Below are 24,918 nucleotides of genomic sequence, written 5' to 3'. Positions count from 1 at the left end.
CTTCAGCTAACAATTTTCCTTCGATTCTAATCCCTCTATAAAATCCTGAAATATGTACAGTAAGGATGAAAACTACTTGTCCATCCGAATATAATACCTATTAATTCATTTTCAAAAAAAGCAGAGTATGCAAATTTCAACTTTGGACTATTAACAATATTTATTAAATACTCATCTTCATGACATAGACTTATTAAATTTATAAACTTACCTTCATCTTTGCTCTCATATTTCTTAATCGTTATCTTCAATTTAATCACCTTCTCTTTACAATCACTTCAACAAAAAAGGACATTAATCCTTCTTAGATCAACGCCCTAGTTAGTCAAATCAGTTAGTGGTTTTATATATAGATATTTAAAAGTCTTCTTTTAATATCGAATACATTTTTAAATCTTGATGTTTTCCTTTAATAAACATCCCTTTTCTAATGGTTCCTTCGAATTGCATTCCCGACTTTTCCATTACGCGGGATGAACCGATGTTTTCTACTAAACATCTTGCTTGAATGCGAACTAAATCCATTTCATTAAAACCAAATCTTATGATTTCCTTTACCGCTTCTGTAGTTAAACCCTTTCCCCAATACTCTTTTGCTAGAACATAACCGATTTCAGCAGTTTTATGATTTGGTTGCCACCAAACAAAATCAATCGTTCCAATGAATTTTCCATTTTCCTTATATTCAATTCCCCACGGAGCGACTTGCTGATTTTCATACCTGTTTAAAATGAATTGAATAAATCCTTTTGAGTCGTTAATGGATTTATGTGTATCCCAAGTGACATATCTTGTTACTTCATCATCAGAACCGTATAAATACATATCTTCAACGTCTTCTAATGTAACCTTTCTAAGAATAAGTCGTTCAGTTTCTAATATTGGTAATTCGCTATAAATTCTCTCAATCTCCATAATAATTCCTCCAAAATCAATACTTAATGTAAACACAATTTCTATGAAACTATGCTTCCGCCGTTAGTGATTCACTTACTTCAATAAGAATAGGCATTTCTTCTCCTTTATGAAACACCCTCTATCGTTGAAGTTGAGTCTGTTTTTATGGTTCACTAATTCCCATTGCAAGTAATAACAGGAATTACAAATACTTCAACACAAAGGGACGTTACTCCTTCTTGAACCGGCACTGCCTAATTTAGTAACATTAATACTCATCATTTTATATTTGAGAATAATAAAAAAAGATCCACTTTTAGGTGGATCAGTTTTAGTAATAATTAAAACCTCCGTTAGTTAGGCCTATTGAATAAAACAATAAGTCATTTTTTCTTACGTCTACGTTCTAAAAATATAGGTGCTATATTTAGTAAAATAGAAACTATTGTTAAAAACCATAATGCCCTTTCCATACCAGGTACTACATCCATTAAAGCAGCCCAATCTTCTGCTTCTACCCACATCGATATAAGACTGTATTCTGCACATAGTGTTAATGCTGTAAATGATAATCCTAACGCCATAGCAATCTTATAATCCTTACCTACTATATACAAATAAAGATTTATAAAAGTTATTACTATTGCAATTACCCCAAATATGATCCACATAACTATCCCTCCATCAATCCTTTTTAATAAGACTGTAGTTATTTGATGTATTCAACATCTAAGCTGTTTGGTGATTTATTCGTATATGAAATCCAATAATTAATTTCATTAGAATACATTACTTGTCTTGCATATTCACCAAAAACTTTTACATGCTTTACGCCAGACTCTTTTGGGATCATAACATTCACATACAATGGGTCAGAAATAAAACTATCGCCACCACTTAATTCTGGTCCCCCTATACCAATCTCCCAATTTAATTTACCATCGTTCAATTTGATAAATCCTATATTTAACTGTTCATTTTTTTTACTCTTATAAATGACAACTATATAATCGTCTTTAATGTCATAGTCAATCACTCTTTCATAATCTTTACCTTCACTGCTTTCAAGAATTTTTAAGATTTCATCCTCAAGAGAAAGTTCTTTAGAACATCCTATCAACAAAAATATTAAAATTAATGGGAAAGTTCGTTTAATACTTTCCAAACTTAATCATCCTTTACCGTTTATAATTAACACTCTTGTGCAACTAAACTGCCCCTACGCCGTTTGTTGAAGAAGATTCTTTTAATTCGCAGAGTTTTCAACAGTTAATACATCAATTAAAGTTCTTGAATTTTCCTTATTCAGTTTAGCGTATGCATTATCTTCCATTACAATTTCGACTAGATCATTATTAGAACTAATCCAGAGTTTATAAGTTACTGCTTTCGCTTCTATATTAGGGTTTTTATACTGAAATATAAATCTATAATCAGCAGGGTGTTCCATCTGTACCTTTGCTTTTTCCCATTCAATATCAAATACGATCTCTTTCACTTTTTGTACTTCTTCATTATTTGTAATTTCTTTGAAATCTTCATATTGGTTTTCGTCTTCATCCCATAGTTGAACTTTTATAAATTGGTCATCATTCATTATTTCATTTGAACAACCAGCTAATAAAAGTAACGAAATGACTACTAAGAATAGGTTCCTCACTTTCTTCCCCCTTCGTATAATTTAAAAACTCCATATTTCGCTGCACTTAGTGAAAAAGCGTTCCTGTATATTACAGAAACGCTTTCATTAGTTAAATGTTGCGAAGGAATCATAATAATCTGAATTTAATTTCTTTTTATCTTCCAATAAAAAATCAGAACAAACCCCGCTAAAGTTAGGATAATCGTTGAGATAAGTAAAGGAAGGTTAATAGTGTGTCCAAAGTCACCATGGAACAGAGGATTCTTTAAAGGTTCAGTTTTATTTAATCCTAATTTCACTGCCATATCTGCTATATCTTTTTCTGTAGGTTCATTTACCATATAAAGTTCTCCCCCTTACTTATACAAGGCTTTCTCTTGAATTAATAGATTCACTAGATCTTTCATTCCTCGATTTACACCAAAGAGAATATAGTTATCTTTAAGTGCAAAGACAAAAGGGCTAGTTATTCCTTTCGGAGTATATTGGTAAGTATATAAATTCGAAACAGGTCGGTTCACCGTGATATCATCTTCCAGCTGATAAATACTCACAGTATATCTTACTTCGCCGTTTTCATAGTAGTCGATTTCAGCTAAAGTTTCTCCATTCAATATATCTTTCTCGGTTCCATTTAGATGAAGAATACTTCTGTAAAAAAGCCCTAATTCTGAAAAAGCAGAATCTGACTTTGAAAATGCTAAGAGTTCTTCTTTTGTTTTACCATCCCTAATAGAAATCGAATCAATATCGGGGCTCGTATTTAAAATATATCCAATAACCTCAAATTCTTTTTTTGAAAGCCAATCAATATATATTGCTCCCCCTAAAATAATGATGATGATTAAGATCCCCCATTTTCGCACTAGAAAATCACCCCCTATTTATGCCTATCATGGTCGTGATTTATGTATTTCCCTTATTTCCTTTACATGCTACCTGTACATTCTTTTATGCCATTGTTCTAAAATCATGGCGATTGTTTCTCGTAATTTTACGCCTTCATTTTTAAACAAGAGTCTGAAATAATAACCTCGTAAAAAGTTGATCACATTAGATTTCTTCCAGAAGAAATTTAAGCTATAGTCTTCTTTTTCTAGTAGTTCAATGAGCTGATTAGAAATCGTTAATAACAAGGATTCGATTTCTTGATCAGTGATACCCTTTTCTTGAAGGGCTTCTACTGCGAAGATCAATCTTTCCTCTTCTTCATCGACATAAGGTATATCTCTGGTACTCTCTTTAAATAAGCAAAGCTTAATAGTATGGAGACATTCATGGAATAATGTCAGATCAAAATCCGGATGGCTGATAGCTGCTGTTAATAAATCGGCTCCATGCGCTATGCTATGAGCCCAACCCTTTCCATCTACATGGCCACGAATATCTACTTCTTGTTTCAAATAGTTAATACTTCCCTCAAACCCTTGAGTCAATTGATTCTGTGATAAAAACCTCGTTTCCCTATCTTTTTGTAATATTAAAACTAGCACTAATGCGGAAAAAGTTCGTGTAAAAACGGAGTCATCTTCTTTTTGACCAATACCCATGAATAACTTTTCAAGACAAACTTCAAAGATATGAGTAAGCTGATCTTTGGTTAAATAATCTTCTAGAATCAATTTTCCAAAGGAATTATAAATCAGAGTATCCCTAAGTTCAGGGTCAACTGATCCAATATGATCTACCATGCTATCGATTAATTTGTCTAGATTACCTTGGTGTAAAGTTTTATCTAAGTTTTTTAGTTCTAACTTCAGCGTCATATTATCACCACTTTTAATGTATTAATCCCATGCTCGTTTACTTCAATAAGAAAAGGCATTTCTCCTTCAAAAAGAAATGCCCTAAATTATTCTAAGATTTTTAATCCTTTTAAACCTAAATAATATAAATAGACAAAGATGTACGGAAATAAATAAGATACAAATGTCCAGCCGATATTCCAACCATTTCCAAACATAACCCTACCCATTAGGAACCAGATACCCTCTAAAATAGTTGTACATAAAGTGAAAAGAAAAATGACAAAATACGGACGTTTGTATTTTCTCAAAAAATATATTAAATATACTCCTAAGACTGAATAAACACCCAAAATAAACGGTAGTGTTGATATATGGCTTTTATGGAATGGGTAGACACGCCAAAAGCCGAAGTATTCTCCAATTTCATTTACCGTGAATCCTATTACACTTGAAAATGTACTGATTGTAACAACAAGCCTTTTATCATGCTTAAAAATATGAAACAGACATACAATCCAGGGCAATGCAAATACCAGAATTATATTTAATATCATTTTTTCCATCCCTTATATTGATATATCTTATTAGGATGCCAAAAGCACATGTCTTCTAAACTAATTTAACAAAAAAGGCATTAATCCTTTTGGGATCAACGCCTCTGTTCACACTTTTTATTAATAAACCTCATTCGTAGTTCCCATCCAAATAGAACTTACAAATGCCATCCAAACTCCAATTAAAACTAACGCCACACCATATTCACCTAAGAACAATGAACCGAACGCTGCGGCCAATAGTAATACCAGTAAAACAATTACAAAGACTTGAAATTTCCCCATTTTCCTATCATTCATATGTACAACCACCTATCAAATCTCAGTTTTTTTCGCATCTAATATTATGGTTTATTTTAACATTTAATAATTAATTTTCAAATATTCAGACATAATAAATATCAGAAGAATTATTTTATTTTTCCATTCTACTAATTTATAAATTTATAAGCAGAATAGTAATTTAATATTATACAAATCCCTATACAAATGAAAATAATGGTAATACTAGATTCAGAGATGTATTCCATACCTAAAATAAATAAGCTAGATAACATCCCTCCCATCGCAGACAGTAAACCTAATATTGATAGATGGGATCCTCTCATTTCTTCCGGAATTACTTTTGCAGTAATGGATTGTAAAGTTGGGTAGTAGATTAATCTTCCTATAGATATAAGTATCATCCCTAAAAGTAGGAAATACGGCTGTATAAAGTAACTTAAACAAATATATCCAAGGCTAAACAATGCTAAACCTATCATTAATTTTCCTTTTTCAGATAGCTTAGTTGTAACTTTCAAAATGACTCCAACTGCGAAGACTGTTATTAGAGTATCTACTAAATGTAGATAGCCAATCATATTAAACCCAGAGATATTTCCTATTGGATAATTTGATACAACCCGGATGGATAAGTAGTTTGGAAATTGTTCACTTAATAAATTCAATAATAAAATACCTACACATAAGAAAAGAAAAATTCGTGAAGCAAATGTAGCCGATATGCTAAATGGAGCTTTATTAATTATTGAGTTCTCTTTAGATGTTTTTGTCGCGATTTTATTAACATACATATCTACTATAAAATAATAAGTACATATAGCTGAAAGAATAGACGAGACACCAACTATAAAAAATAAAACTGCTGAATACTTTTCAAAATAGAATCCCCCTAATACACTTCCAACAGCAAATGCAATATTGGAAATCCACATAAAACATGTATAAATTACACTTCTATTTTTCTCATCACTTGCATCAATGATTAGTGCAGAGTATGCCGGATTAGCAGCACTTTCAAAAATATACATAATCATAAATGCAATGATTATTGGAAGAGCATAGAAATAATCGAATGAATCAAAATAACTGATGATCAGAAAGCAAATACCTGAAACTACTTCACTCACTAGTATCACTTTCTTCCTACCGATACGATCTGTAAATCGGCCCCCGATTAAATATCCTAACAAACTAAGAATCCCAATCACTAATATTGTAATGGTAGTTAATGCTGCACCAATCTTATTTGTAAAATATACAACTGCATAAGGCATTACCATAGCTGAACCAGTGATTGAGATAAAGTTTAGTATCATTCGAATCTGAATCGTTTTGTTAAATGTGAATAGTATTTTCATAACATTTCCCCTTTGTTAAGCGACAATAATTTCATTAACTTAGAATTGATTGATTAATCAATCAATAAAAACTAAAAATAAATGGACCAATTATTTCGGTCCAAATAAACGTAAGGCGATATCAACAAACTGATTCCAATCTTCTGTTGTTGGATCATCGGAATAGGATAATCGCAGACCAAATAGCAAACTAACATAGGCAATTGCAATTTTTTCTGCATTTCCTGTGATTAATTGATCCTTCAACTTTCCGTTCTTGATGAGTTCCTCAATATTTCTAGTTAGTTTTTGTGTATAGATATTTGCGACTTCAAAGGCTTTTGGAAAACGTTCATACTGACTATTCACCTGGACAAACAATTGTAAATAGTCTTTCCTATTAGAAATGATATGGATATGGTTTTTTATCATTTGTGTGATCTCCTCTTTGAATGAAAGAGGTTCTGTTTCGAACATCAACATCTCCGCTAAGTATGTTTCGGCTGGAATCGAGATACATGCAGTAAAAAGCTGTTCCTTATTTCCGTAATATGTTGAAACAAGGCCAAAACTTACATTTGCTGCTTTAGCGATTTCTCCAATGGTTGTGGCATCATACCCCTTTTCAGCAAAAAGTTTAATGGCACATTGTAATACGTTTTCTTTCTTCTGTTCAATTGATCTACTTTGATTTTCACCAGACATTAAAGTTCATCCTCAACATTATATTGATTGATTGATTGATTGATTAATCAATCAATATCAATTATATAAAACATTGTATTAAAAATAAACTTAAATTACTTAAAGCTTCATATTAAATTCCATTTTGGGATAACCCCTCTATTTGAAAGAACACACTTTTTTTCACGAGAAAGTGTGTCCTTCATTCTCTAAAACGACTTTTGCCTTTTCAATTGAATGGCTTTTAATAAGAAGGTAATCCGTATTATAGGTTGATATGGCGAAAATACTTATTTGATTTTTAGCTAATGTGTTGGCTAATGAAGATAAGATTCCCGTTAAACTAAAGTCTAAGATTCCCTCAACCTTGATACACATCCAATCGTTTTCAACATACTTATATTCCTCATTCGACGGTAAACATTCGGAAGGACAAACGATGGATAGTTCTTCATCAGTTTTGGTAATAGAAAACATATCGGCATTTATTGCCCACAATGGAATGGTTTCAGTTGGTGGAACTTTCACTACAGAAAACGTTGAATCTAACATTTTTAATTTCAATTTTGCCGCGCTCCTTTGCTGCAATGATTATTTGTCTTAAAAAGGGTCTTGACGCACCTTCTGCATAAAGCGTTCTGGATGATCAATGCTTTCAAAACCGTATTTTGAATATAAGGTATGTGCATCATTCGTAGCTAACATAAATCTACGAACTTCCTTTAAGTCAGGATGGTTTGTAATTACTTCCATTAACCATTTAGATAATCCTAACTTTCGATATTCCGGTAAAATAAATACATCACAAAGATATGCGAACCTCGTTAAATCCGTAATTACCCTTGCAAAACCAACTTGAACAACGTCTTCCTTACCTACTTCCCCTTTATAGACACCGAAACAAAAAGTTGTATTTTTAATTGCCTTTTTCACGGTTTCCTTAGGGATCCCTTTTGACCAATAAGCTTCTTCACTTAAAAATTGATGAATCGTTGTTAAATCTAAATCATCTTTATTCGTAGAAATTGAAAATCTGTTTTTAGTCCACATATGAGTTAAGCTCCTCGATTTAAATGTGTTAATAAAATACTTCTGCTTCTTTACTTCAATAAGAAAAAGCATTTCTCCTTCAAAAAGAAATGCCTACCTCTTAAAATCTATTCTTCTGAATTCTTTAACTTTCTCCATCGAGACAATGGTCCTACTAATGAAATTAAAACGGCAATCCACAAAACTCCATTATCTAACGCTATACCAGTCTTAGATTGACCACCTAATACAGTCAAGATTACTATCAATAGAAGTAGATAAATGGTCCAAAATATTTGCGCTTTTAATAAATCCTTTTTGCTTTTGTCATTATATTGTTTTAATAAAATACTCAACACCATTAACACTAAAATCAGTGGGATTAAAACATTTGTTGGAACAGAGTCAGCAAATGGGAAGTTAGGGAAAAAATCATAAACTAGTAAAAGCGACATCACAAAAAAATATATTATATCCAATGTATTAAAAAACTTCATAACTAACTTCCCCTCACCTAGATTTTATTGATAACGCTACTAATCTCAGTTACCTTCTTCAATATTATAGTAGCTTTCATTTACCATTATTTCCAATTCCCCATTTTCCCGCTTTACAATAAGCACCTCACTATCTTCGTTCGAAGTGTAAATTTCTTCACCTATTTCAAGGTAGTTCGATGACAAATGCTCATTCGGATTGATCTTTGGATTTACCTTTTTTTGTACTTTGCCTAGTTTTTCGCCGAGGGTAAATTCAGCATCCTTCATTTCACCTCGTAAGAAATACTTTTCTCCATTCACCGACAGAATCCCTTGATATGATCCGTTTGATGAAGAACTACATCCAACTAGTGTAATCGAAACTAACAATAATGAAATGGCTGATAAAAGTGCTCTTTTGAACATAAAAAATCTCCCTTAGCTTATTTGACGTAAATTAAAAAGGATCGTTACTCTTTTTTGTCTCTTACTTAATACATCAAATAGTAAAGGCTATTCTTTACCCCAAGAATAGCCTTGTTAGCACAATAATGTAATAAAGAATTCAATATTAATCAAATTGTGACTGTGAAACAAAGTAACACAAAGCCAGCAAGAAGGATCCAAGAACGAATAGATTGAAAGAACATCCATCGTTTTCTTATTTCCTTCCAATCAGTGGGTGGATTGTCCGCATCCCACTGTTTCATTGCTTTGTTAATAGGAACGTTATATCTAATAGTTATTATTGTTGCTAATATAAACATTACGGCGGAGGAAAAACGACTAATCAATTCAATACCACCAATTTCATAAGAGAATAATGCGTGGACAAGGTTAGGATAACACTTAGAGGCATAAATATTGGCATAATCAGGCCATATGATTTCAGTGAACCTTGTTCAAAACGTATATGTTCCTTTTGAGGTAATTGACGGATAACTGGATGTACTAAAGCGTAAGAAGTAAACTCAGCACAAGCAGTAAAGCCTGCTATTACGAGTGCGATAAAACCAAAAATATCCAAATTGCTACATCTCCTGAATTTCAGATAAATATTATTTTTTAATTATACATTAGTTTAAATTGATTTTGATCTAAGCTATCCCTTCACTTCAACAAAAAAGCATTAATCCTTCTTGGATCAATGCCCTCGTTAAGAACCGTTTATAGAACTTTATTAGTTCACCATTTCCTTATGTAGAAATTTCATTATTATTTCTGATTTCTCGAATCTTGATAATGAACAGAATTAAACTGCCTGCAAATAGGATTAAAGGCACTGCCTGAACAAATAGAAAACCCATTACCAGTTCTTTCATGCCACTACCTGGTGAATCAGTAGCCATGACTCCAATGACTAAAGCAGCTGGAAGGGCAAGTATATTTATAAGTATTGTGACGACTAAAAAAATACTTTCTTGTACAATTGATGGTTTGTTTGGTTTTGACATGAATTGATAACTACCTCCATGACCTTTACTCTAACATAAAATATCGAATCCTCTACAAAAACTTTTCCACAATCGGCCCGATTGTGGAACAAATCTATTTATTCTTCAATGGGCTACCCTGATACTCAAATAAAAAAGGCATTTCACTTTCACAAAGAAACATCCCTATTAGTTAAAAGAAGATATTATGTTCCACTTTTTACTTTATTATCAAATCTCTGTTTTCTTTATAATGGGTAAATAGATTGTTAATATGCGCCTCAATCTCTTCACCCCATTTTTCACCTTCTTCAATAGAAGATGGTTCATTAAATTTGGCTTTTATATATTCTTGAATATATTCATTTCTTTTAAGGTACGTTAAAGACCAAATTTCAAAGTATTCTTCTGCTGTGATACCTAAGACTTCAGCTTGTTCTTTATGAAAATCTTCTATTATAGTAAATTCACCTCTTGGGTAATACGTTTGTTTTAGTTCTTCTATCTTTTCGTCTGATACTGTAATACCCATATTTTTAGCTTCGTGTATTACGATTTCTTCTTTTAAGAAGTTTTCTATATATTCATCCTCAATCGGATACTGTGTAAGTATATCGCTTACTTTTATATCTTCACCTTTTAAAGTTGCTATAACCTCATTTTTATCGTATGTCTGTTCTGAACAAGCAACTAAAAATATCAAACTAAGAAATAAAAATTGAATAAACCTAATTTTAATTTCTTACACTCCCCTTTTTTAATTTAATAATAACTAACAATCTTAAAATCTTAACCTGCCCCGTTAGTTCAGTAACTTCCACATAAAAGGCATTAATCCTTCTTGATTAATGCCTTGCATTACTTATATCTTGTAACATGGACATGGTCTTGCAATATAACTGCCATGGACGTAAACGAATTAACACCTCCCTGTTCTTTTTCTCAGAAAATTCTATGCTACGATTATTATAGAATCGCAACCTAAGAAGATGGAGGCAAAATGATGTTTAAAAAAATGATTTCAATTATTCCAGTAGCTGCACTTACGTTAACTTTAGGTACTAGTGCACAAGCTGAAACGGTTACAGTAGAAAAAGGAGATACCCTATGGGATTTATCTCGTGCTAATAATACAACTGTAGAAAATTTACAGAAATTTAATAACCTTACTACAGACCTTATACACCCTGGGGATGTCCTAGCGATTGTAACGGAAAAACAGTATACAGTTAAAAATGGTGACACATTGTGGGAAATAGCCCGAGATCATCAAGTGAGAGTTTCGCAAATTAAAGAATGGAACCAATTACAGACGGATCTCATAAAACCTGGGTTAAACCTAGTAATCTTTGAAGGTATAAAGAATAGTAATGCTGAAAAGCAGGTAGTACTTGTAGCATCAAAATCAAAGGAAACTACTCCTGATGTAAGCGCTCAGTCAACAAATAAAGAAAAAAAAGTGGAGACTACACCATCTTCAAATAAAGTACAAACTGAGGTAACTGCTCCGCCAACAAATAAAGCGGAAGCTGAAGCAACTCCATCTACTAATAAAGCAGAAACTGAACCATCTGCTCCATCAACAACTAAAGCTGATGTAAAGGAAATAACAGTGGAGGCTACAGCCTATACCGCTACATGTGAGGGATGTTCAGGTATTACTGCTACTGGAATTAACCTAAAAGAAAATCCGGATGCAAAAGTAATATCAGTTGATCCGTCTATCATTCCACTTGGTAGTAAAGTATATGTTGAAGGCTATGGTGAAGCCATCGCTGGGGATACTGGCGGGGCGATTAAAGGCAATCGAATTGATGTCTTTGTTCCATCTAAACAAGATGCAATTAATTTCGGAGTAAAACAATTAAAGGTCAAAATATTAGACTAGCATATTCATAACACCTATTAGAGCATTAAAGAGCTTCCTCAATTGAGGAAGCTCTGATTTCATTTATAGTTAGTGAAAGCCTTTAATACCACCTCACCCCTAGTTTTAGAGGTGAGACAAATCAATCAAACTTTACATAATCCCCTTCCTTGATCTGATTCTTATTAAACCATCCAAGGTTCACTTCGATTGCATAATGATAAGAAAGTTTGGGATCATAGGTAGGACATTCATTCCCTTTACAAGGCTCCATATCAAGTATTTTTAGAATTTCCCCATCTGAATCAAGAAAAGCAATCGATAAAGGAATTAATGTGTTTTTCATCCAAAAGCCACCATATACTTTTCTTGAAAACACAAATAACATCCCCTCATTTTCGGGTAATTGCTCAACAAACATTAAGCCCTTTTCTCTTTCTTCTTGAGTATCTGCAACTTGAACGGTTAATCCAGTTTCCCTGTTTCCGCTGAGTATTTTTATCCTTTTTGTTTTTATTCTATCTTTCATGTTCACTCACCTTCGCTCATATAATAAGCAGGAAAGAAATTTGGATATAAAACGAAAACATGAAGAAAAAATAACTAGGTAATCTGTTTTTCACTTTTAATACCTATTCTTTAGTTTTAAATTTAATACATTGTATTCACTAATCACCTAACAATTTCTCCAACCATTAGCATATTTCAGGAAAATTGGCAAAAAATGTTTACAAACAACTTAAAGATGGATATAATTACAAAGTAAATAAAAAATTCTTAAGGAGGTCGAATAAAATGATCGTTATCGTTAAATTACATTCATTAGCAGATACAACTTCATCAAAAGTGAAAATCACAAATTCGACCAGATCGGAATGGATCGCTTAAGACTTTTTTTATCATTAAGCATACCCATACTGTAGGGAGAATTGTGTCCCTACGGTATTTTTGTGCCTTTTTTTAACCGTAGGGGGATTCTCTCTACGGTTTTTTCCATTTTGGGGGTATTTTTAGGAGGTGATACTATATGACATTGCACATTTTTTCTTTAACAATCACTATTACAAAACGTGAAATTTCTCTTGAGAAAGCACTTCATAATGAACGTGTGAAAAAAATCTTTGAAGAGAACCGAAGCAAAGTAGAAAATTATTTCCGTCAATTTTAATTTTGTTCATAAAAAAACATGAAAGGTGGAGATTGAGATGATTTATATGATCCAAAGACGTTATGCAATTTTATGGGTGGAGAAAGACTCAACCTAGCCAGGGATGAAGGAATATAGAATTACAATCCTAGTTCTTTAATTTTATGATCTGAGTAAAGCTAACCCGTTCTTACTAGGACGGGTTGCTTCAAGAGGTATTTTGCACTTTTTTAAGCGATATTTTACACATACAACTTATGTAGTTTAAGAAAATGCAAAGTTACATGTTAGGGAAATTCTAATTAATTTAATACTCATTGCATTAATAACTTCAACGAAAAAGACATCAATCCCTCTTTGGATCAATGTCAATGTTAGTTAGGTAGCCATTACTTATCGAAACCTCAATGGGTGGATGTAGTTCGCCATCATCGAATCGATAATCTAAAAATATGATTTTGAAAAAGAAATTACTTATCATAAGTAAAATAAGTATAGCTAGGGCAATAGAAGTCCAAAAGGCTCCTTTAATAATTAGCCTAAAAATTTTGGACTCAATAACCATATCTCCCCAATGCATAATTTCCCCCCTCTTTTAGTTATCTTGCCTTTTGAAGAAAATCATATGTAAGTTTATTGAAAACTATGGGTTGGCAAAGATTACTAGGGTCAAATGAGTCTCCAATTACTACAAATTTCCCATCGACATAAACAATAGAACGTTCTATACGTTGTTTCATACTTTCATCATTGTAATTTAAACTTAAGAATTTATTTTGTACTTCCAATGGAATTATGCCCTCATATGTAGCATTCCAAGTTGTTTTCGCTATGTTTTGAACTTGTTTTGTATCTTGGTAGTGCATCTTACGAATGGTAATATTCATCTAAAGCCCCCCTATACATCCCTATAAAATAATTAGACTATAAATTAGAAATTCTTTCTTCAAATCTACTGCCCTGTTAGTACATTAAGTTCAATAAAAAAAGACATTAATCCTTCTTGGATCAACGCCTTCGTTAGTTGAATAACCAATCATTAATCCCATATTTCATTAAGGAGTTTTTCCATCAAGGGAGTACCCTCCACCAACTGGTTCTATGAGTCTATTCGTTGATAGAGATTTTTTTTATATCACCGGATTCGATAGACTCTAAAAAATTCCCTTCTGGATAATATAAATATAAAAATAACTTCATATCATTGTTATACTTAGCTAGTAATATTGGGGAATGCCCTTCAGAGTAGAAAATTCTAGCACCGCTATGAGTGTTTAAGTCCTTACCATTTGTATAAACAATCCCATCTTCAATGTATAAATTGAACATTTCTTCGTAATACTTCTCATTCATATTTGGAACAGTGATATGGTTAACTGCATCGTTCTGGATATTAACAATTAGATGTCCATAATCAAGCATCGATTCATGAAGCATTTCTTGAGATTTGTTAGTTATTACTTCTTGAGATTTGTTAGTTTCAAGATAATCTGTTCCTAATAATTCAATTACTTGATCCCTAGTATCTCCTAGTGTAATACCATTTAAGTAAAACTTTCCGTTATCTTCTGAAATTTCAATAGACTTTTGTTCAGTAGAATTCATCTCTTTATCTTCAACTTTATCTTTATAACCGATTTCTTCTACCATTTGACATCCAGCAGTAAAGATTACCGTGCCTAACAACAATCCTATCCAGTAACATCTATAGATTAGCTGGATTATTTTGTTATTCATTCATCTATCACTCCTAATAATCGTCTACACATAACCATTCCCCAACACCAAAAGAAACTCCTTCTCCAACTAACCTGCCCCTTTACTTCAGTAAGAAAAAGCATTTCTCTTTCTTGAAGAAACGCCCTCGTTAGTTGAATAAGAATTAACTCAAATAAAGATTTATTCGTTTTTCTACCAATTAGATTAGATAGGAAGATATCCCACAAATTTAAAATGCTTAATATTTCGCCCTTACTGGCAAATTTAATTGTATATATTTTTCAATTCTTGTGGATTTACGTAATTATTTTTTTCTTATGAAAATGTTATCTTATTCTTGAGCAAACTTTCATTAAGAGATAGTATTTAGGTTGGGATATAGTTAGAAATGAGGTTAAACATGGATAAGCGTATTTATTTTTTAATGATTATATCCTTTGTAATAGGGATGGTTGAACTGATCATTGGCGGCATTTTAGATTTAATTGCAGAAGATTTTAATGTAAGCATCGGACAAGCTGGTTTGTTGATCACTGTTTTTGCGTTAATTTTTGCAATTGCATCGCCAATTTTACTTGTTATGACAGCTAAAGTAGAGAGGAAAAAGTTACAATTAGTTTGTTTATACATATTTTTTAGCGGTTGTATCGTAACAGTATTTGCACCTACTTTCACTATATTGTTTATTGGAAGAATTATTTTAGCATTAAGCGGTGCTCTATTAATCATATTGTGTTTAGTTATGGCACCTAGCTTAGCAGGAGAACAGTATAAAGGTAGAGCCATTGGGATTGTCTCTATGGGAGTAAGTGCTTCATTAGTTTTAGGGGTACCGATCGGGCTACTCCTAGGAAATAGTTTTGGCTGGAGAGCACCATTCGTTCTAATAACTGTATTGACCGCATTATCAATAATTGGTGTTCATTTATTTATGGGACGTATAGAGCCAAAGCCTCAAATTCCCTTAAAGCAACAGCTTTCAGCATTTAAAAATCACAAAATCACATTAGGGTTAACAACGACATTCCTGTATATAACAGGGCATACTATTATGTATGCATATTTTAAACCATATTTAGAAGTAACCACTGATTTTAATGCTAATTGGATTAGTATCATCTATTTAATTTTTGGTATTGCTGCTGTATTCGGCGGAGGAATTGGCGGTGTATTGGCAGACAAATTAGGCTCTAGAAAAACAATGGTTATTGCTCTAATTATTTTTAGTGCTTTATTCTTTGTATTCCCATATTCAACAGATTTCTTACCAGTTTATTTCATCATCATTATCGTATGGGGGATACTCAGTTGGGCAATTTCGCCGGCAATGCAAATTTATTTAATTGAAATAGCGCCTGAATCATCTGAAATTCAGCAAAGCTTGAATAATTCTGCTCTTCATTTAGGTGTTGCTGTTGGTTCAATTATTGGAGCTGGAATCGTAGATACACTTTCAGTCAAGGTAAATCCATTTGCAGGCGGAATATTAATCACCTTATCTTTAATTACTGTTAACATTTCTGTTAAGAGTAAGAAAAAGACATCCTACAAAACAAAGAGTGCAATTTGAGTTGCGCTCTTTTACTTTAATTTTAACTTTCTTTTACATCATTTAAGTATTTCTTGTTAAACTAAAGCCTTCGTTAGTTGAACAAGAAAATTGTTACTTCATAGACTGTCTTATAAATAAGCCGTTCTCTTCTATAATTTTCTTGCATTCTTTAAATCCTATTGCCGTCTTAGAATAAACAGGAAAAGACATATCATAATTCCCAATTATCACTGTTTCAAGAGATGGAAAGAAAAAATCTGCAAAATACAGTTCATTCACTGAGAGTTTCGTTAAAAAGACAAGAGTTTCAACGTCACCGATTTTATAAATTCCCTTGTTATTGGAAAACAGCTTCCGAAAAAAACTTGCTTCATTTCGATTTAAACAGCTCAATATATACTTCAACTCTTCTTTTCTAACAGCCTTTTTATTAATGTGTACATATACCTCTTTTTCAATATGAAAAAGATTTGTAAAGGTACTAACAAATTTAGCACTGTGCTTTATATTATGGCTTATCCCTAACAACTCACTTGCCTCTTCTTCATTAAGCACACGATTAAATACATCCATAATACCGATATAATTGTATAGATTACTTGGCTCTTCAAGAAGATGAACATTAAACTTTTTAAACTTTGAATGAAGTGTATCGATCTCAACATTTGTTGCCAATGTTAACTTCATATTTTCACCCCATTTCAAGTTTGTTCTAATAATATTTTATCTATCACCTTTTTCAACTAAACTGCCCCGTTAGTACAATAACTTCAACAAAATAGAGGACTTCACCTTCTAAAAGGTAAGCCTCCGTTACTTCAATAAAGAAAATATGTTTCTCCACAATCGCGCCCGATTGTTGAAGATTGTTATTGAAGTAAACTGCTCTACATTACGGTTCGCGGAAGCGTGCACTTTTTTGCACGGCTAATGTTGTGCTTTCTTTTTGCATTTTTGCTATTGACTTCGCATAGTTGGTCTTATACTGTACGATGCACTATTCAAATTGTTAGCTTTATAATCCGAGTCTGGCACCTACTTCTGCATACTCTATATCTTTTCTTTCTGCATTCCAATTATCCCCTGTTTGTCCGTCCCATATCGCTCCTGTTTCAACGAAACCGACAGACGCAAACAACTTCCGAACGGCTTCATTTACCATCCAATATGATGTAGAAACTGCATCGGCTTTTCCTTGTGGAAACGACTTTATATAATCAATAACTTTCATCATTGCTTGTTTGCCAAATCCTTTGCCTTGATGCTTTTTATCAATCATAAAGCGATTAAGTCCATAAGTAGATTTATCTCCATATTTTTCACATAAAAATGCACTTTCTGCCAGTTCGTAAAATCCAATATCGACATATCCTATGACTTCATCATTGTTGCATATAGCGAAGATCATAGGAGGTTTTTCGTCGTTGAGTATCTTTACATAGGCTTTAGCCAAACAATATATGCTGGAATCCACATTTCCTTTCTGCTCGTCTGTTATGCTTAACTTCAACACTGCCTCAAAATTATCGTGGGTAATTTTTCTTAATTCAATCATTTTTCTTCCCTACTTCCGAAAATATAAATTCGCTGCGCTTTGCCCCCGTAACGCCGTTCCCGTCCCCAAGGGCAAAGCGCAGCGCCGACAAGCGGCGCGTCCTGTCCGGCTTCAATTCCTCTACTTAATGCTGGACCTAAAGTAAATTGAATGAAAAATAACTCTTTCTGTTTAACTAAGTCATTTAAAAACTCATTTTGAGTACCTTCATGTAAACTCGGTAATATTCGTATTAGCGAACCAATGGTCTCATCCTTATGAACAGAGTGAAAATATGCTAACCCTTTTGAAGTTTCTATCCCAAATACATCTCCAATTTTTAAGCGTACCATTGTTCTTATTCACCTTACCTTAATAATATTAATCAAAGTGCTTCTTCAACTATCCTGCCCCGTTAGTTCAATAAAAAAAGGCATTTTAATATCTTTAAGAAACACCTCCGTTAGCACAATAAGGATAATATAGTACGTTCGTTAGTTTTATCTACTAATTTCCTCAATAACTGAATTTCCCTCAGTAGCTTCAGAATCAAGCCATTTCCAATTTTCATATAACCTAATTCTCCCATCTGGTAAGATTTTAGGAGTAGAAATACACTGTCCACCTCTAATTTCATTTTTGTTGTTAACGTGGTTATATCTAAACTCTAAGCAACCGTCTTCTCTGACTATTCCAATTAATGTCCCTTGTACAATTTCTCCGCCACTGTATGTTGCTGAGATGATCTGCCCCTCTTGTTTGTAATCAAAAATAGTTTTTGAAGAAACTTCGCCATTATCTGTATTTTCAATTGATACAAAGCTACGACCGTTATAATCTATCATTTTTCTCTTCCCCTTTGCCTTATCTTTTTTTGAAAATTATACCATTTCTTATTAAACTTATCTGCCCCGTTAGTTCAATATAAAACAGCACTTCTCCAATCTCATTGTTTTGAAAAAATCCTTCATCCTATTGACATTATTCGTATCTCTAGGATGAAGGACCAACTAATTATAAGTTTTCAACTTTTTCTACATCTTCTGCAGATAATTCGAAATCGAAAAGATCGATATTCGCTGCTTGATTTTCACGGTTGTGTGATTTAGGAATCACAACCACACCGCGCTGGATTTGGTATTTTAATAAGACTTGTGCACCATACTTTTTATAAGATTTACCTATTTCATCTAATGCTTCTTGTTGATGAGCTTCGGTTTTCATAGGTCCCCATGCAACTGGTGTAATGCCCTCTTCTTCTAAGATTGCAAGGAGCTCTTTGTTCGGTTCTTTTAAGTTAATTTGTATTTGATTCACAGCTGGCTTTACTTTAGCGAATTTTTTCAGATCATCTAGTTGATTTTTTCCAAAGTTTGAAACGCCGATTGCTTTTAGTTTCCCAGCTTCGTAATACTCTTCAAAGACTTCCCAAGTGTTTTTCAGTTGTTCTTTGTCTTCGATTGGGTGGTGAATAAGAAGTAGGTCGAGATAGTCTGTTCGGAAATTTTTAAGACTGTTATCGATTGCTGCTCGAGTAGCTTCCTTTGAAGAAATATATTCTTCGTTGGCTGGAATTTTTGTTGTAATAAATAACTCTTCTCGAGGCACTGTGCTTTCTGCTAAAACTCTTCCGACAAGTTCTTCGTTTCTATAAGAAATCGCTGCGTCTATTGAGCGGTATCCCAACTCAAGTGCTGATACGAGTTCAGGAATTTCATTTTTCACCTCGCCGTTATAATCGTTATTTTCTTTTCCATAAGTATTTGTCCCTGTACCTACTATTGGCATTTTCAACCCATTATTAAGTGTTATGTATTCCATATTCTTAACCACTCCCTCTAACAATTCTATTTATTCCAATCCCATCATATCAAATGGTAGAATTTTCAGAAAGAAATGAGAATGAGGCAACTGGGACAAACTAGCTTAGATAAATAAGTGGAGATTTTCCCTTTATAGGTGTAATGATGCTCGATTTAAGGGCAAATAAGGGTAAAATTTCCCTCTATGCGAAATATAACACCACATTTTCTCATTTTTAAGGGGAATAACGGGGATTTCTCCATCTATTTTGGCTATTTTCTATTTTATTTTGGAGATAAGCGTAATTTTTCCCCCTATTTCTTATTCTTCAGACTAGAAATTAACATAGAAGCATGGCTTATCCTAGAAATGAAAAAAATTAGCCGATAGCATCTACCCTTGTAAAATGCTATCGGCTATTTGTTTTACGGGTTTACTCGCCTACCATCCCGTCGTTATCACGGTCGTCCATATAAGGGTATAACCAATGATCTCTTGTTATTGGCATTTTGTAACCTGCTGCTTTTGCTTCTTTAATAGTTACTTGGCCATTACCGTTTGTATCAACTGAAGAAATATCATGGTTAGTAGTTGAACCTGTTGTGTTTGTGTTTGTGTTTGTGTTTGTGTTTGAACCTGAATTCGAGCCAGTTGAATTAGATGGCTTACTGCCTGTTAAGCCAAGTGATTCGTTTACTTTATCAGGGTTTACATTGTCAAATGTATCAACGACTTTGTTACCTTTTATAGTATAGGTATATTTATAGCTTGAAGGAATCTGTGTTTGCGTATTTGGATATGTGATAATTGCTTCGAAATTAGTCGCTCCACCAGCTTTACGAATTGCGTCTTCCATATAGGCTTGGTCACCATGGCGATTTAACGTACTTTCTTGCGGTGTAATATTGTATGCATTTGATACTCCCCCAAGAGAATCCGCGATAACATGTCCTTCATCTAAATCTTTACTTTCCACACCTGGAACCTTCGCCTCATCAGAATAGTATCTTCCAGTCGATAATACAGGTTCGTTACTGTCGTCTTGTAGAATGATTTCGTCAGCAATGACACGTACTAGTTGGCCGTGTTCATTTGTAAATGCCCAATAATCACGTTCCCCAAAACCAATGTTAACGACAACGTTAGCTTCACGATATCCTGATAAATCTCCACCATCAACTTCAATCAGTTTGTATCCTGCGAATAATTCAGTATTTGGTTGGGTTTGTGCTTCCTCTTCTACTGGTTCTTCAACAGTCGTAGGAATTGTTTCTTCTGTTTCACTATTTTCAATAGTATTTTCTGTTGTTACTTCTTCTTGTGAATCTGTTTTTACATCTGTATTTGATACATCTTCAACGTCGGTACAACCAACCATAAAGATCGTCATTAAAAGGAACAATAAATAATTCATTTTCTTTTTCATTTTAGTATTCTCCTAGTAGTTTCATGTTGTTCAATCTAAAAATCTTGGCACGCTTACATAGATTAACATAGTTCACCTATTGATAATAGTTCATTCCAAGAAGTACTTTTTACCAGTAGTTACTTTGTTTTGGACAGTTTCAATTATTTTTCTTTTAGAAATGGAGCAATGATATCAATGTGATTTGTCCAAATAACACCTGTATATTATCAGTAATCCCAAGTCATGAAAGACCGCAAATCCGCCGTCTTTTGTGGATAAGTATGTACTATATATATATATATAAACGCTACTAGAATTTGTAGATCGGTCATTATCCATTATAAATTCGTTTTAACTTCTTCATTAAATCCCCTTTATATACTCCAAGATAGGTAGAGATAATATCGGTCTGTTCTTCAACTAAGCTATTTATTAGGCAATGGATTTTGTGGTCGATTCGGACAATACTTGCAGTTAGGGTCACTGCATTTGGATTCAGTCCAATTATTACATTTAGGGCAAAAATACGCATCAAATTCCTCATAATAAACTAAATTACACTTACAGGTTGAACAACGTTGTCGGTCAACATGACCATAAAATCCAAAGCCATCAATAGTTACTTTGTCATCTACTTCTACTATTTTTATGAAAACCTTCCCCTTTACTAGATTTGTGGGCCTCATCACTATGTGTATTGATTTCCCCATTGCAAATACTCTCTATTAGTCAACCCTTTAAGTATACCTTGATACATAAAGAAAAAGCGCATTTCCCCTCTGGAAAAGCGCTTGATTGCTGAATTTGTTATTCAATTTAAGCCCAGTTACTTCGATAAACCTTTTATTTAGAGTTCATCACGTATATGCGATATCTATTTATTCACCAGGTAAAATTCCTCTTTCCCAATAAGATTCTCCTTCATTAGTTTCAATAGATTTACGCCAATACTCACCAGTATAACTGTTAAAAAGAATGATGTTATTTTCATTAACCACTATTAGTTCCCAGTCATTATTATCTTGTGTTACTGAAATATTATCAGGATTTTGATTATACGCAATTTCTTTTAATGCTGAAGAAATATAAAAGGCGCTGAAAACAATACATAATCCAAAGAAAATAAAAGCAAAAGATACAAAATTTTTATTCATATTTCCCCTCCATAAACCCCTATTTCAATTATTTTATAATAATACCTATTAGTTACTGTGGAATTAACCTGCCCCGTTAGTAAAAAAATTCAATATAAAAGGCATTAACCCCTTCTCGGATCAACGCCCCCGTTATCCGAATAACCTATGTGGATAAGTGTTTATAGCTTTTAATCGTTATATTCTAATACAAACGAATCTTCGTTGGTCCCCCAATTAACATACACTTTAATTTGAGAATCCTCTCGTAATAAACTAGTCCCCTCGTATGCACCACTGCTTGTAAATGCCCCATTTTTTAAAATACTAATAGGTAAAGTGCCACCGGTTTCACCAGAACCAGCCTTAAATTTGATCGTAAAATCTTTTAACTCTGAAAGTCCACTAACATCATTTTTGTAAGTTAATTGAAATATATATTCATATCCTTTGGTAGAAGTCTCTTTATAAACATAGTCAGCCTTCCAATCACTTGTTTCGCCTTTATAAACACGCGTTTTGTAATTTGAACAAGCACTTAATAAAAGGAGAATAACTAATAACGGAATAATGTTTTTTCTAAACAAAGCAAACCCCCTTTACCGATTTAAACTGCAATCTTTATATAAATTATTCAAAGTTCTTATTGAAATGACTTACCTCGTTAGTCTACGCTCGCTTTACTTGAATAAGAAGCTAGCGCCATGTATCTTTGAGCACTCTAATATGTGTGGCAAGTCATACCATCAATAAATGAAATGAAAATGAAAAAAGGGATTTCACATCGTATTCATTGTAAAATCCCCCTGTTACTTATTTAATTGCTTTTGACTTCAGCAGTCTTCAAATCGTTGTTTTCTAATCCTGTTGTGTTATAAGGAATGATTTATTCGCTATAAATTCTCAATCTTTTTAAAGATTTCTGAGTATAGTACATTAACGTCTTTTTTATCTTCTAAATAAAAATACCAAGCATCTTCTCTATTCAGTTTGGTATCAGCTATGTAAATTGTAGTGTGGGAACCATTATCTAAAACATCAAAATACGCGGATTCATAAGTAATACTTTCATTTACAAAAGGATAATGCCTTTTATTTGTATCAAAAAATATAATTGGGGTTTCTAAACTTTTATATACTTCTACAAATCTATCGTCTGATGCTTCTTCAAATACTGAAGGTGTTATCATAATTGCATTAAAGTTTAAAGCAATATTTGATGTATCCTCGCTTAGCGTTTCTAGTGTTAATAATTCAAAATGGATATTTTTATTTTTAACTTCTGGAAGATCACCAAATACTGCAATATTTAGTGGAGCTCCATCATATTTCACTTCTTCACTAGAACAAGCAACTAAAAATAACACGCTTAAAAATAAAATAATTTTTTTCAAACTTTAGTGCCTCCTGACCAAACCTTCTAATAAACTGCCTCCTGCTTATTCCTGAAACGCCTCGTTACTTTAAGCACTTTTCTTCACAATAGCCACATTACTTACCTACAAAATAAATCGTAAAAATTAACCCATTTATGACTAAAGCTGATAGAGGAATTATGGAAATAAGGGCAGAGAGAACTAATTCCCCTTGTATTCTATTTGAATTCGCTTTAACAATACTAAATATAGAAGATAGAATTAAAAAGAATATTGTTATAGTGCTAACTAACAAAATGCTTCGATTCAATTCACCCGTTACTCTTGCAATATCTTCCACGAAAAATACTGCTATTAGCCCTACACTCCCTAATATAAATGATGCTATAAACCATTTCGTGAACTTGTCCATTTGGCATCCCCCTAATCTATCTCCCCTAAAGAATACCATAAAATTCAAGAATCTTTCTTAAAGTATTTTGCTCGTTAGTTTACAACAAAAAAGCTACTCTTCTTATTGAAGAATAGCCACTTTTAACTTAACAAAAAACCTAATAGAAATGGTCCTAGTTTTTAGAGGTGAGATGTATTCAATCAAACTTTACATAATCCCCTTCTTTGATTTGATTCTTATCAAACCATCCAAGGTTCACTTCGATTGCATAATGATAAGAAAGTTTGGGATTATAGGTAGGGCATTCATTCCCTATACAAGGCTCCATATCAAGTATTTTTAGAATTTCCCCGTCGGAATCAAGAAAAGCAATCGATAAAGGAATTAATGTGTTTTTCATCCAAAAGCCACCGTATGTTTTTCTTGAAAACACAAATAACATTCCCTCATTTTCGGGTAAATGCTCAACAAACATTAAGCCCTTTTCTCTTTCTTCTTGAGTATCTGCAACTTGAACGGTTAATCCAGTTACCCTGTTTCCGCTGAGTATTTTTATCCTTTTTGTTTTTATTCTATTTTTCATGTTCACTCACCTTCGCTCATTTAGGAACTTGGATGTAAAACGAAAACAAGGAATAAAATATCTAGACGATCTATTTTTTCTCTTTTAATACTTATTCTATGTTAAATTTAATACTTTGCTTTCAATAATCACAGTAACAATATACAAAAAGATTAGTTCAACTAAACTCCCTTTGTTCAATAAAAAGGACGATCTTTCTTATTGAAGAATTGCCTCCGTTAGTTTCTGTAAGGCATTAACTTCTAGATATTAATTTTCATAGACTACATGCTAACGCATAGGTCTTTTAAAAAAATGTAATTTAATATATATTA

At 32.8% G+C, this 24,918-nt stretch carries 37 protein-coding genes; 3 read left to right on the top strand and 34 right to left on the bottom strand.

What is annotated here, in order from left to right; genetic code table 11:
• Positions 1-357: 357 nt before the first annotated feature.
• The 18 genes from CRO45_RS17295 to CRO45_RS17205 form a co-directional block, all read right to left on the bottom strand.
• A complete protein-coding gene (locus tag CRO45_RS17295; protein WP_097150879.1) occupies positions 358-915 on the bottom strand; it encodes a GNAT family N-acetyltransferase in 558 nt (185 codons plus the stop codon).
• Between the two features lie 365 nt (positions 916-1,280).
• Complete coding sequence (locus CRO45_RS17290) at positions 1,281-1,568, bottom strand: hypothetical protein (RefSeq protein ID WP_097150878.1); 288 nt, start codon at positions 1,566-1,568, stop codon at positions 1,281-1,283.
• Positions 1,569-1,606: 38 nt separating this feature from the next.
• On the bottom strand, positions 1,607-2,062 hold the full coding sequence (locus CRO45_RS17285; protein ID WP_097150877.1) for a hypothetical protein: 456 nt from the start codon (positions 2,060-2,062) through the stop codon (positions 1,607-1,609).
• 81 nt (positions 2,063-2,143) lie between these two features.
• On the bottom strand, positions 2,144-2,557 hold the full coding sequence (locus tag CRO45_RS17280) for a hypothetical protein (protein ID WP_235864647.1): 414 nt from the start codon (positions 2,555-2,557) through the stop codon (positions 2,144-2,146).
• 125 nt (positions 2,558-2,682) lie between these two features.
• Entirely contained in the window at positions 2,683-2,880 is a 198-nt protein-coding gene (locus CRO45_RS17275) for a hypothetical protein (protein WP_097150875.1), read from the bottom strand.
• Between the two features lie 15 nt (positions 2,881-2,895).
• Complete coding sequence (locus tag CRO45_RS17270; protein WP_097150874.1) at positions 2,896-3,405, bottom strand: hypothetical protein; 510 nt, start codon at positions 3,403-3,405, stop codon at positions 2,896-2,898.
• A 69-nt stretch (positions 3,406-3,474) separates the two neighbouring features.
• Positions 3,475-4,305: a DUF2785 domain-containing protein gene (locus tag CRO45_RS17265; RefSeq protein ID WP_097150873.1), complete on the bottom strand. Its 831-nt coding sequence runs from the start codon at positions 4,303-4,305 to the stop codon at positions 3,475-3,477.
• Positions 4,306-4,961: 656 nt separating this feature from the next.
• Complete coding sequence (locus CRO45_RS17255; RefSeq protein ID WP_097150872.1) at positions 4,962-5,141, bottom strand: hypothetical protein; 180 nt, start codon at positions 5,139-5,141, stop codon at positions 4,962-4,964.
• 131 nt (positions 5,142-5,272) lie between these two features.
• The gene (locus CRO45_RS17250) at positions 5,273-6,484 is read right to left on the bottom strand and encodes an MFS transporter (RefSeq protein WP_097150871.1); all 1,212 of its coding nucleotides are present in this window, start codon (positions 6,482-6,484) and stop codon (positions 5,273-5,275) included.
• 90 nt (positions 6,485-6,574) lie between these two features.
• Positions 6,575-7,168, bottom strand: coding sequence for a TetR/AcrR family transcriptional regulator (locus CRO45_RS17245; RefSeq protein ID WP_097150870.1), 594 nt, complete (start codon positions 7,166-7,168; stop codon positions 6,575-6,577).
• A gap of 162 nt (positions 7,169-7,330) precedes the next feature.
• Positions 7,331-7,711 carry an ACT domain-containing protein gene (locus CRO45_RS17240; RefSeq protein ID WP_097150869.1) on the bottom strand — a complete coding sequence of 127 codons (381 nt, stop codon included), beginning with the start codon at positions 7,709-7,711 and terminating at the stop codon, positions 7,331-7,333.
• Between the two features lie 36 nt (positions 7,712-7,747).
• Positions 7,748-8,197: a GNAT family N-acetyltransferase gene (locus tag CRO45_RS17235; RefSeq protein ID WP_097150868.1), complete on the bottom strand. Its 450-nt coding sequence runs from the start codon at positions 8,195-8,197 to the stop codon at positions 7,748-7,750.
• A gap of 107 nt (positions 8,198-8,304) precedes the next feature.
• Complete coding sequence (locus tag CRO45_RS17230) at positions 8,305-8,673, bottom strand: hypothetical protein (protein WP_097150867.1); 369 nt, start codon at positions 8,671-8,673, stop codon at positions 8,305-8,307.
• A 45-nt stretch (positions 8,674-8,718) separates the two neighbouring features.
• Positions 8,719-9,081 carry a hypothetical protein gene (locus tag CRO45_RS17225; RefSeq protein WP_097150866.1) on the bottom strand — a complete coding sequence of 121 codons (363 nt, stop codon included), beginning with the start codon at positions 9,079-9,081 and terminating at the stop codon, positions 8,719-8,721.
• Positions 9,082-9,230: 149 nt separating this feature from the next.
• Positions 9,231-9,449, bottom strand: coding sequence for a DUF1772 domain-containing protein (locus tag CRO45_RS17220; RefSeq protein ID WP_097150865.1), 219 nt, complete (start codon positions 9,447-9,449; stop codon positions 9,231-9,233).
• Positions 9,446-9,682, bottom strand: a complete 237-nt coding sequence (locus CRO45_RS17215) for a hypothetical protein (RefSeq protein WP_097150864.1) — start codon at positions 9,680-9,682, stop codon at positions 9,446-9,448. The genes CRO45_RS17220 and CRO45_RS17215 overlap by 4 nt, the downstream gene beginning before the upstream one ends.
• Positions 9,683-9,851: 169 nt before the next feature.
• Positions 9,852-10,109, bottom strand: a complete 258-nt coding sequence (locus CRO45_RS17210) for a hypothetical protein (protein ID WP_235864646.1) — start codon at positions 10,107-10,109, stop codon at positions 9,852-9,854.
• A 199-nt stretch (positions 10,110-10,308) separates the two neighbouring features.
• Positions 10,309-10,791, bottom strand: coding sequence for a hypothetical protein (locus tag CRO45_RS17205; protein ID WP_097150863.1), 483 nt, complete (start codon positions 10,789-10,791; stop codon positions 10,309-10,311).
• Positions 10,792-11,091: 300 nt separating this feature from the next.
• Between CRO45_RS17205 and CRO45_RS17200 the strand changes: the two genes are divergently transcribed.
• Positions 11,092-11,976 carry a 3D domain-containing protein gene (locus tag CRO45_RS17200; protein ID WP_097150862.1) on the top strand — a complete coding sequence of 295 codons (885 nt, stop codon included), beginning with the start codon at positions 11,092-11,094 and terminating at the stop codon, positions 11,974-11,976.
• A 121-nt stretch (positions 11,977-12,097) separates the two neighbouring features.
• Here the strand turns inward: CRO45_RS17200 and CRO45_RS17195 are convergent, their stop codons facing one another.
• Positions 12,098-12,484: a DUF192 domain-containing protein gene (locus CRO45_RS17195; RefSeq protein ID WP_097150861.1), complete on the bottom strand. Its 387-nt coding sequence runs from the start codon at positions 12,482-12,484 to the stop codon at positions 12,098-12,100.
• 498 nt (positions 12,485-12,982) lie between these two features.
• Here CRO45_RS17195 and CRO45_RS17190 point away from each other — a divergent pair, with 498 nt between their 5' ends.
• The gene (locus CRO45_RS17190; protein ID WP_097150860.1) at positions 12,983-13,123 is read left to right on the top strand and encodes a YrzI family small protein; all 141 of its coding nucleotides are present in this window, start codon (positions 12,983-12,985) and stop codon (positions 13,121-13,123) included.
• 325 nt (positions 13,124-13,448) lie between these two features.
• Here CRO45_RS17190 and CRO45_RS17185 read toward each other — a convergent pair whose 3' ends face one another.
• From CRO45_RS17185 to CRO45_RS17175, 3 genes are all read right to left on the bottom strand, one after another.
• Positions 13,449-13,682, bottom strand: a complete 234-nt coding sequence (locus tag CRO45_RS17185) for a hypothetical protein (protein WP_097150859.1) — start codon at positions 13,680-13,682, stop codon at positions 13,449-13,451.
• A gap of 19 nt (positions 13,683-13,701) precedes the next feature.
• Positions 13,702-13,989: a hypothetical protein gene (locus CRO45_RS17180; protein ID WP_097150858.1), complete on the bottom strand. Its 288-nt coding sequence runs from the start codon at positions 13,987-13,989 to the stop codon at positions 13,702-13,704.
• Between the two features lie 220 nt (positions 13,990-14,209).
• Positions 14,210-14,839, bottom strand: coding sequence for a hypothetical protein (locus tag CRO45_RS17175; protein ID WP_097150857.1), 630 nt, complete (start codon positions 14,837-14,839; stop codon positions 14,210-14,212).
• A 382-nt stretch (positions 14,840-15,221) separates the two neighbouring features.
• Between CRO45_RS17175 and CRO45_RS17165 the strand changes: the two genes are divergently transcribed.
• Positions 15,222-16,391 carry an MFS transporter gene (locus CRO45_RS17165; protein ID WP_097150855.1) on the top strand — a complete coding sequence of 390 codons (1,170 nt, stop codon included), beginning with the start codon at positions 15,222-15,224 and terminating at the stop codon, positions 16,389-16,391.
• A 93-nt stretch (positions 16,392-16,484) separates the two neighbouring features.
• On the opposite strand, the gene CRO45_RS17160 is transcribed toward CRO45_RS17165, so the two are convergent.
• From CRO45_RS17160 to CRO45_RS17105, 12 genes are all read right to left on the bottom strand, one after another.
• Positions 16,485-17,060 carry a hypothetical protein gene (locus CRO45_RS17160; protein WP_097150854.1) on the bottom strand — a complete coding sequence of 192 codons (576 nt, stop codon included), beginning with the start codon at positions 17,058-17,060 and terminating at the stop codon, positions 16,485-16,487.
• A gap of 328 nt (positions 17,061-17,388) precedes the next feature.
• Complete coding sequence (locus tag CRO45_RS17155; RefSeq protein ID WP_097150853.1) at positions 17,389-17,928, bottom strand: GNAT family N-acetyltransferase; 540 nt, start codon at positions 17,926-17,928, stop codon at positions 17,389-17,391.
• Positions 17,925-18,260 carry a hypothetical protein gene (locus CRO45_RS17150; protein ID WP_097150852.1) on the bottom strand — a complete coding sequence of 112 codons (336 nt, stop codon included), beginning with the start codon at positions 18,258-18,260 and terminating at the stop codon, positions 17,925-17,927. Before CRO45_RS17150 ends, CRO45_RS17155 begins: the two co-directional genes overlap by 4 nt.
• A gap of 147 nt (positions 18,261-18,407) precedes the next feature.
• On the bottom strand, positions 18,408-18,752 hold the full coding sequence (locus CRO45_RS17145) for a n-acetylglutamate synthase (protein WP_170949541.1): 345 nt from the start codon (positions 18,750-18,752) through the stop codon (positions 18,408-18,410).
• Positions 18,753-18,921: 169 nt separating this feature from the next.
• The gene (locus CRO45_RS17140) at positions 18,922-19,728 is read right to left on the bottom strand and encodes an aldo/keto reductase (protein WP_097150851.1); all 807 of its coding nucleotides are present in this window, start codon (positions 19,726-19,728) and stop codon (positions 18,922-18,924) included.
• 415 nt (positions 19,729-20,143) lie between these two features.
• Complete coding sequence (locus tag CRO45_RS17135; RefSeq protein ID WP_097150850.1) at positions 20,144-21,136, bottom strand: DNA/RNA non-specific endonuclease; 993 nt, start codon at positions 21,134-21,136, stop codon at positions 20,144-20,146.
• A 313-nt stretch (positions 21,137-21,449) separates the two neighbouring features.
• Positions 21,450-21,650, bottom strand: a complete 201-nt coding sequence (locus CRO45_RS20155) for a hypothetical protein (RefSeq protein ID WP_170949540.1) — start codon at positions 21,648-21,650, stop codon at positions 21,450-21,452.
• Between the two features lie 346 nt (positions 21,651-21,996).
• On the bottom strand, positions 21,997-22,272 hold the full coding sequence (locus CRO45_RS17125; RefSeq protein WP_097150849.1) for a hypothetical protein: 276 nt from the start codon (positions 22,270-22,272) through the stop codon (positions 21,997-21,999).
• Positions 22,273-22,442: 170 nt separating this feature from the next.
• Positions 22,443-22,838, bottom strand: coding sequence for a hypothetical protein (locus tag CRO45_RS17120; RefSeq protein WP_097150848.1), 396 nt, complete (start codon positions 22,836-22,838; stop codon positions 22,443-22,445).
• Positions 22,839-23,144: 306 nt separating this feature from the next.
• Positions 23,145-23,645, bottom strand: coding sequence for an amino acid oxidase (locus tag CRO45_RS17115; protein ID WP_097150847.1), 501 nt, complete (start codon positions 23,643-23,645; stop codon positions 23,145-23,147).
• Positions 23,646-23,742: 97 nt separating this feature from the next.
• Complete coding sequence (locus CRO45_RS17110; protein WP_097150846.1) at positions 23,743-24,039, bottom strand: hypothetical protein; 297 nt, start codon at positions 24,037-24,039, stop codon at positions 23,743-23,745.
• Between the two features lie 178 nt (positions 24,040-24,217).
• Complete coding sequence (locus CRO45_RS17105; RefSeq protein WP_097150845.1) at positions 24,218-24,604, bottom strand: DUF192 domain-containing protein; 387 nt, start codon at positions 24,602-24,604, stop codon at positions 24,218-24,220.
• Positions 24,605-24,918: the final 314 nt, after the last annotated feature.

It is taken from the genome of Ureibacillus acetophenoni (assembly GCF_900220965.1).
Lineage (GTDB): Bacteria > Bacillota > Bacilli > Bacillales_A > Planococcaceae > Ureibacillus > Ureibacillus acetophenoni.
This window is presented reverse-complemented; position numbering and strand designations above follow the sequence as displayed.

Bases quoted from the DNA above. Each gene is read 5' to 3' on its own strand.
- CRO45_RS17295 (WP_097150879.1), bottom strand. From the start codon at position 915: ATGGAGATTGAGAGAATTTATAGCGAATTACCAATATTAGAAACTGAA.
- CRO45_RS17290 (WP_097150878.1), bottom strand. From the start codon at position 1,568: ATGTGGATCATATTTGGGGTAATTGCAATAGTAATAACTTTTATAAAT.
- CRO45_RS17275 (WP_097150875.1), bottom strand. From the start codon at position 2,880: ATGGTAAATGAACCTACAGAAAAAGATATAGCAGATATGGCAGTGAAA.
- CRO45_RS17265 (WP_097150873.1), bottom strand. From the start codon at position 4,305: ATGACGCTGAAGTTAGAACTAAAAAACTTAGATAAAACTTTACACCAA.
- CRO45_RS17255 (WP_097150872.1), bottom strand. From the start codon at position 5,141: ATGAATGATAGGAAAATGGGGAAATTTCAAGTCTTTGTAATTGTTTTA.
- CRO45_RS17250 (WP_097150871.1), bottom strand. From the start codon at position 6,484: ATGAAAATACTATTCACATTTAACAAAACGATTCAGATTCGAATGATA.
- CRO45_RS17245 (WP_097150870.1), bottom strand. From the start codon at position 7,168: ATGTCTGGTGAAAATCAAAGTAGATCAATTGAACAGAAGAAAGAAAAC.
- CRO45_RS17235 (WP_097150868.1), bottom strand. From the start codon at position 8,197: ATGTGGACTAAAAACAGATTTTCAATTTCTACGAATAAAGATGATTTA.
- CRO45_RS17230 (WP_097150867.1), bottom strand. From the start codon at position 8,673: ATGAAGTTTTTTAATACATTGGATATAATATATTTTTTTGTGATGTCG.
- CRO45_RS17225 (WP_097150866.1), bottom strand. From the start codon at position 9,081: ATGTTCAAAAGAGCACTTTTATCAGCCATTTCATTATTGTTAGTTTCG.
- CRO45_RS17210 (WP_235864646.1), bottom strand. From the start codon at position 10,109: ATGTCAAAACCAAACAAACCATCAATTGTACAAGAAAGTATTTTTTTA.
- CRO45_RS17200 (WP_097150862.1), top strand. From the start codon at position 11,092: ATGTTTAAAAAAATGATTTCAATTATTCCAGTAGCTGCACTTACGTTA.
- CRO45_RS17195 (WP_097150861.1), bottom strand. From the start codon at position 12,484: ATGAAAGATAGAATAAAAACAAAAAGGATAAAAATACTCAGCGGAAAC.
- CRO45_RS17190 (WP_097150860.1), top strand. From the start codon at position 12,983: ATGACATTGCACATTTTTTCTTTAACAATCACTATTACAAAACGTGAA.
- CRO45_RS17185 (WP_097150859.1), bottom strand. From the start codon at position 13,682: ATGCATTGGGGAGATATGGTTATTGAGTCCAAAATTTTTAGGCTAATT.
- CRO45_RS17180 (WP_097150858.1), bottom strand. From the start codon at position 13,989: ATGAATATTACCATTCGTAAGATGCACTACCAAGATACAAAACAAGTT.
- CRO45_RS17175 (WP_097150857.1), bottom strand. From the start codon at position 14,839: ATGAATAACAAAATAATCCAGCTAATCTATAGATGTTACTGGATAGGA.
- CRO45_RS17165 (WP_097150855.1), top strand. From the start codon at position 15,222: ATGGATAAGCGTATTTATTTTTTAATGATTATATCCTTTGTAATAGGG.
- CRO45_RS17160 (WP_097150854.1), bottom strand. From the start codon at position 17,060: ATGAAGTTAACATTGGCAACAAATGTTGAGATCGATACACTTCATTCA.
- CRO45_RS17155 (WP_097150853.1), bottom strand. From the start codon at position 17,928: ATGATTGAATTAAGAAAAATTACCCACGATAATTTTGAGGCAGTGTTG.
- CRO45_RS17150 (WP_097150852.1), bottom strand. From the start codon at position 18,260: ATGGTACGCTTAAAAATTGGAGATGTATTTGGGATAGAAACTTCAAAA.
- CRO45_RS17145 (WP_170949541.1), bottom strand. From the start codon at position 18,752: ATGATAGATTATAACGGTCGTAGCTTTGTATCAATTGAAAATACAGAT.
- CRO45_RS17140 (WP_097150851.1), bottom strand. From the start codon at position 19,728: ATGGAATACATAACACTTAATAATGGGTTGAAAATGCCAATAGTAGGT.
- CRO45_RS17135 (WP_097150850.1), bottom strand. From the start codon at position 21,136: ATGAAAAAGAAAATGAATTATTTATTGTTCCTTTTAATGACGATCTTT.
- CRO45_RS20155 (WP_170949540.1), bottom strand. From the start codon at position 21,650: ATGCGTATTTTTGCCCTAAATGTAATAATTGGACTGAATCCAAATGCA.
- CRO45_RS17125 (WP_097150849.1), bottom strand. From the start codon at position 22,272: ATGAATAAAAATTTTGTATCTTTTGCTTTTATTTTCTTTGGATTATGT.
- CRO45_RS17110 (WP_097150846.1), bottom strand. From the start codon at position 24,039: ATGGACAAGTTCACGAAATGGTTTATAGCATCATTTATATTAGGGAGT.
- CRO45_RS17105 (WP_097150845.1), bottom strand. From the start codon at position 24,604: ATGAAAAATAGAATAAAAACAAAAAGGATAAAAATACTCAGCGGAAAC.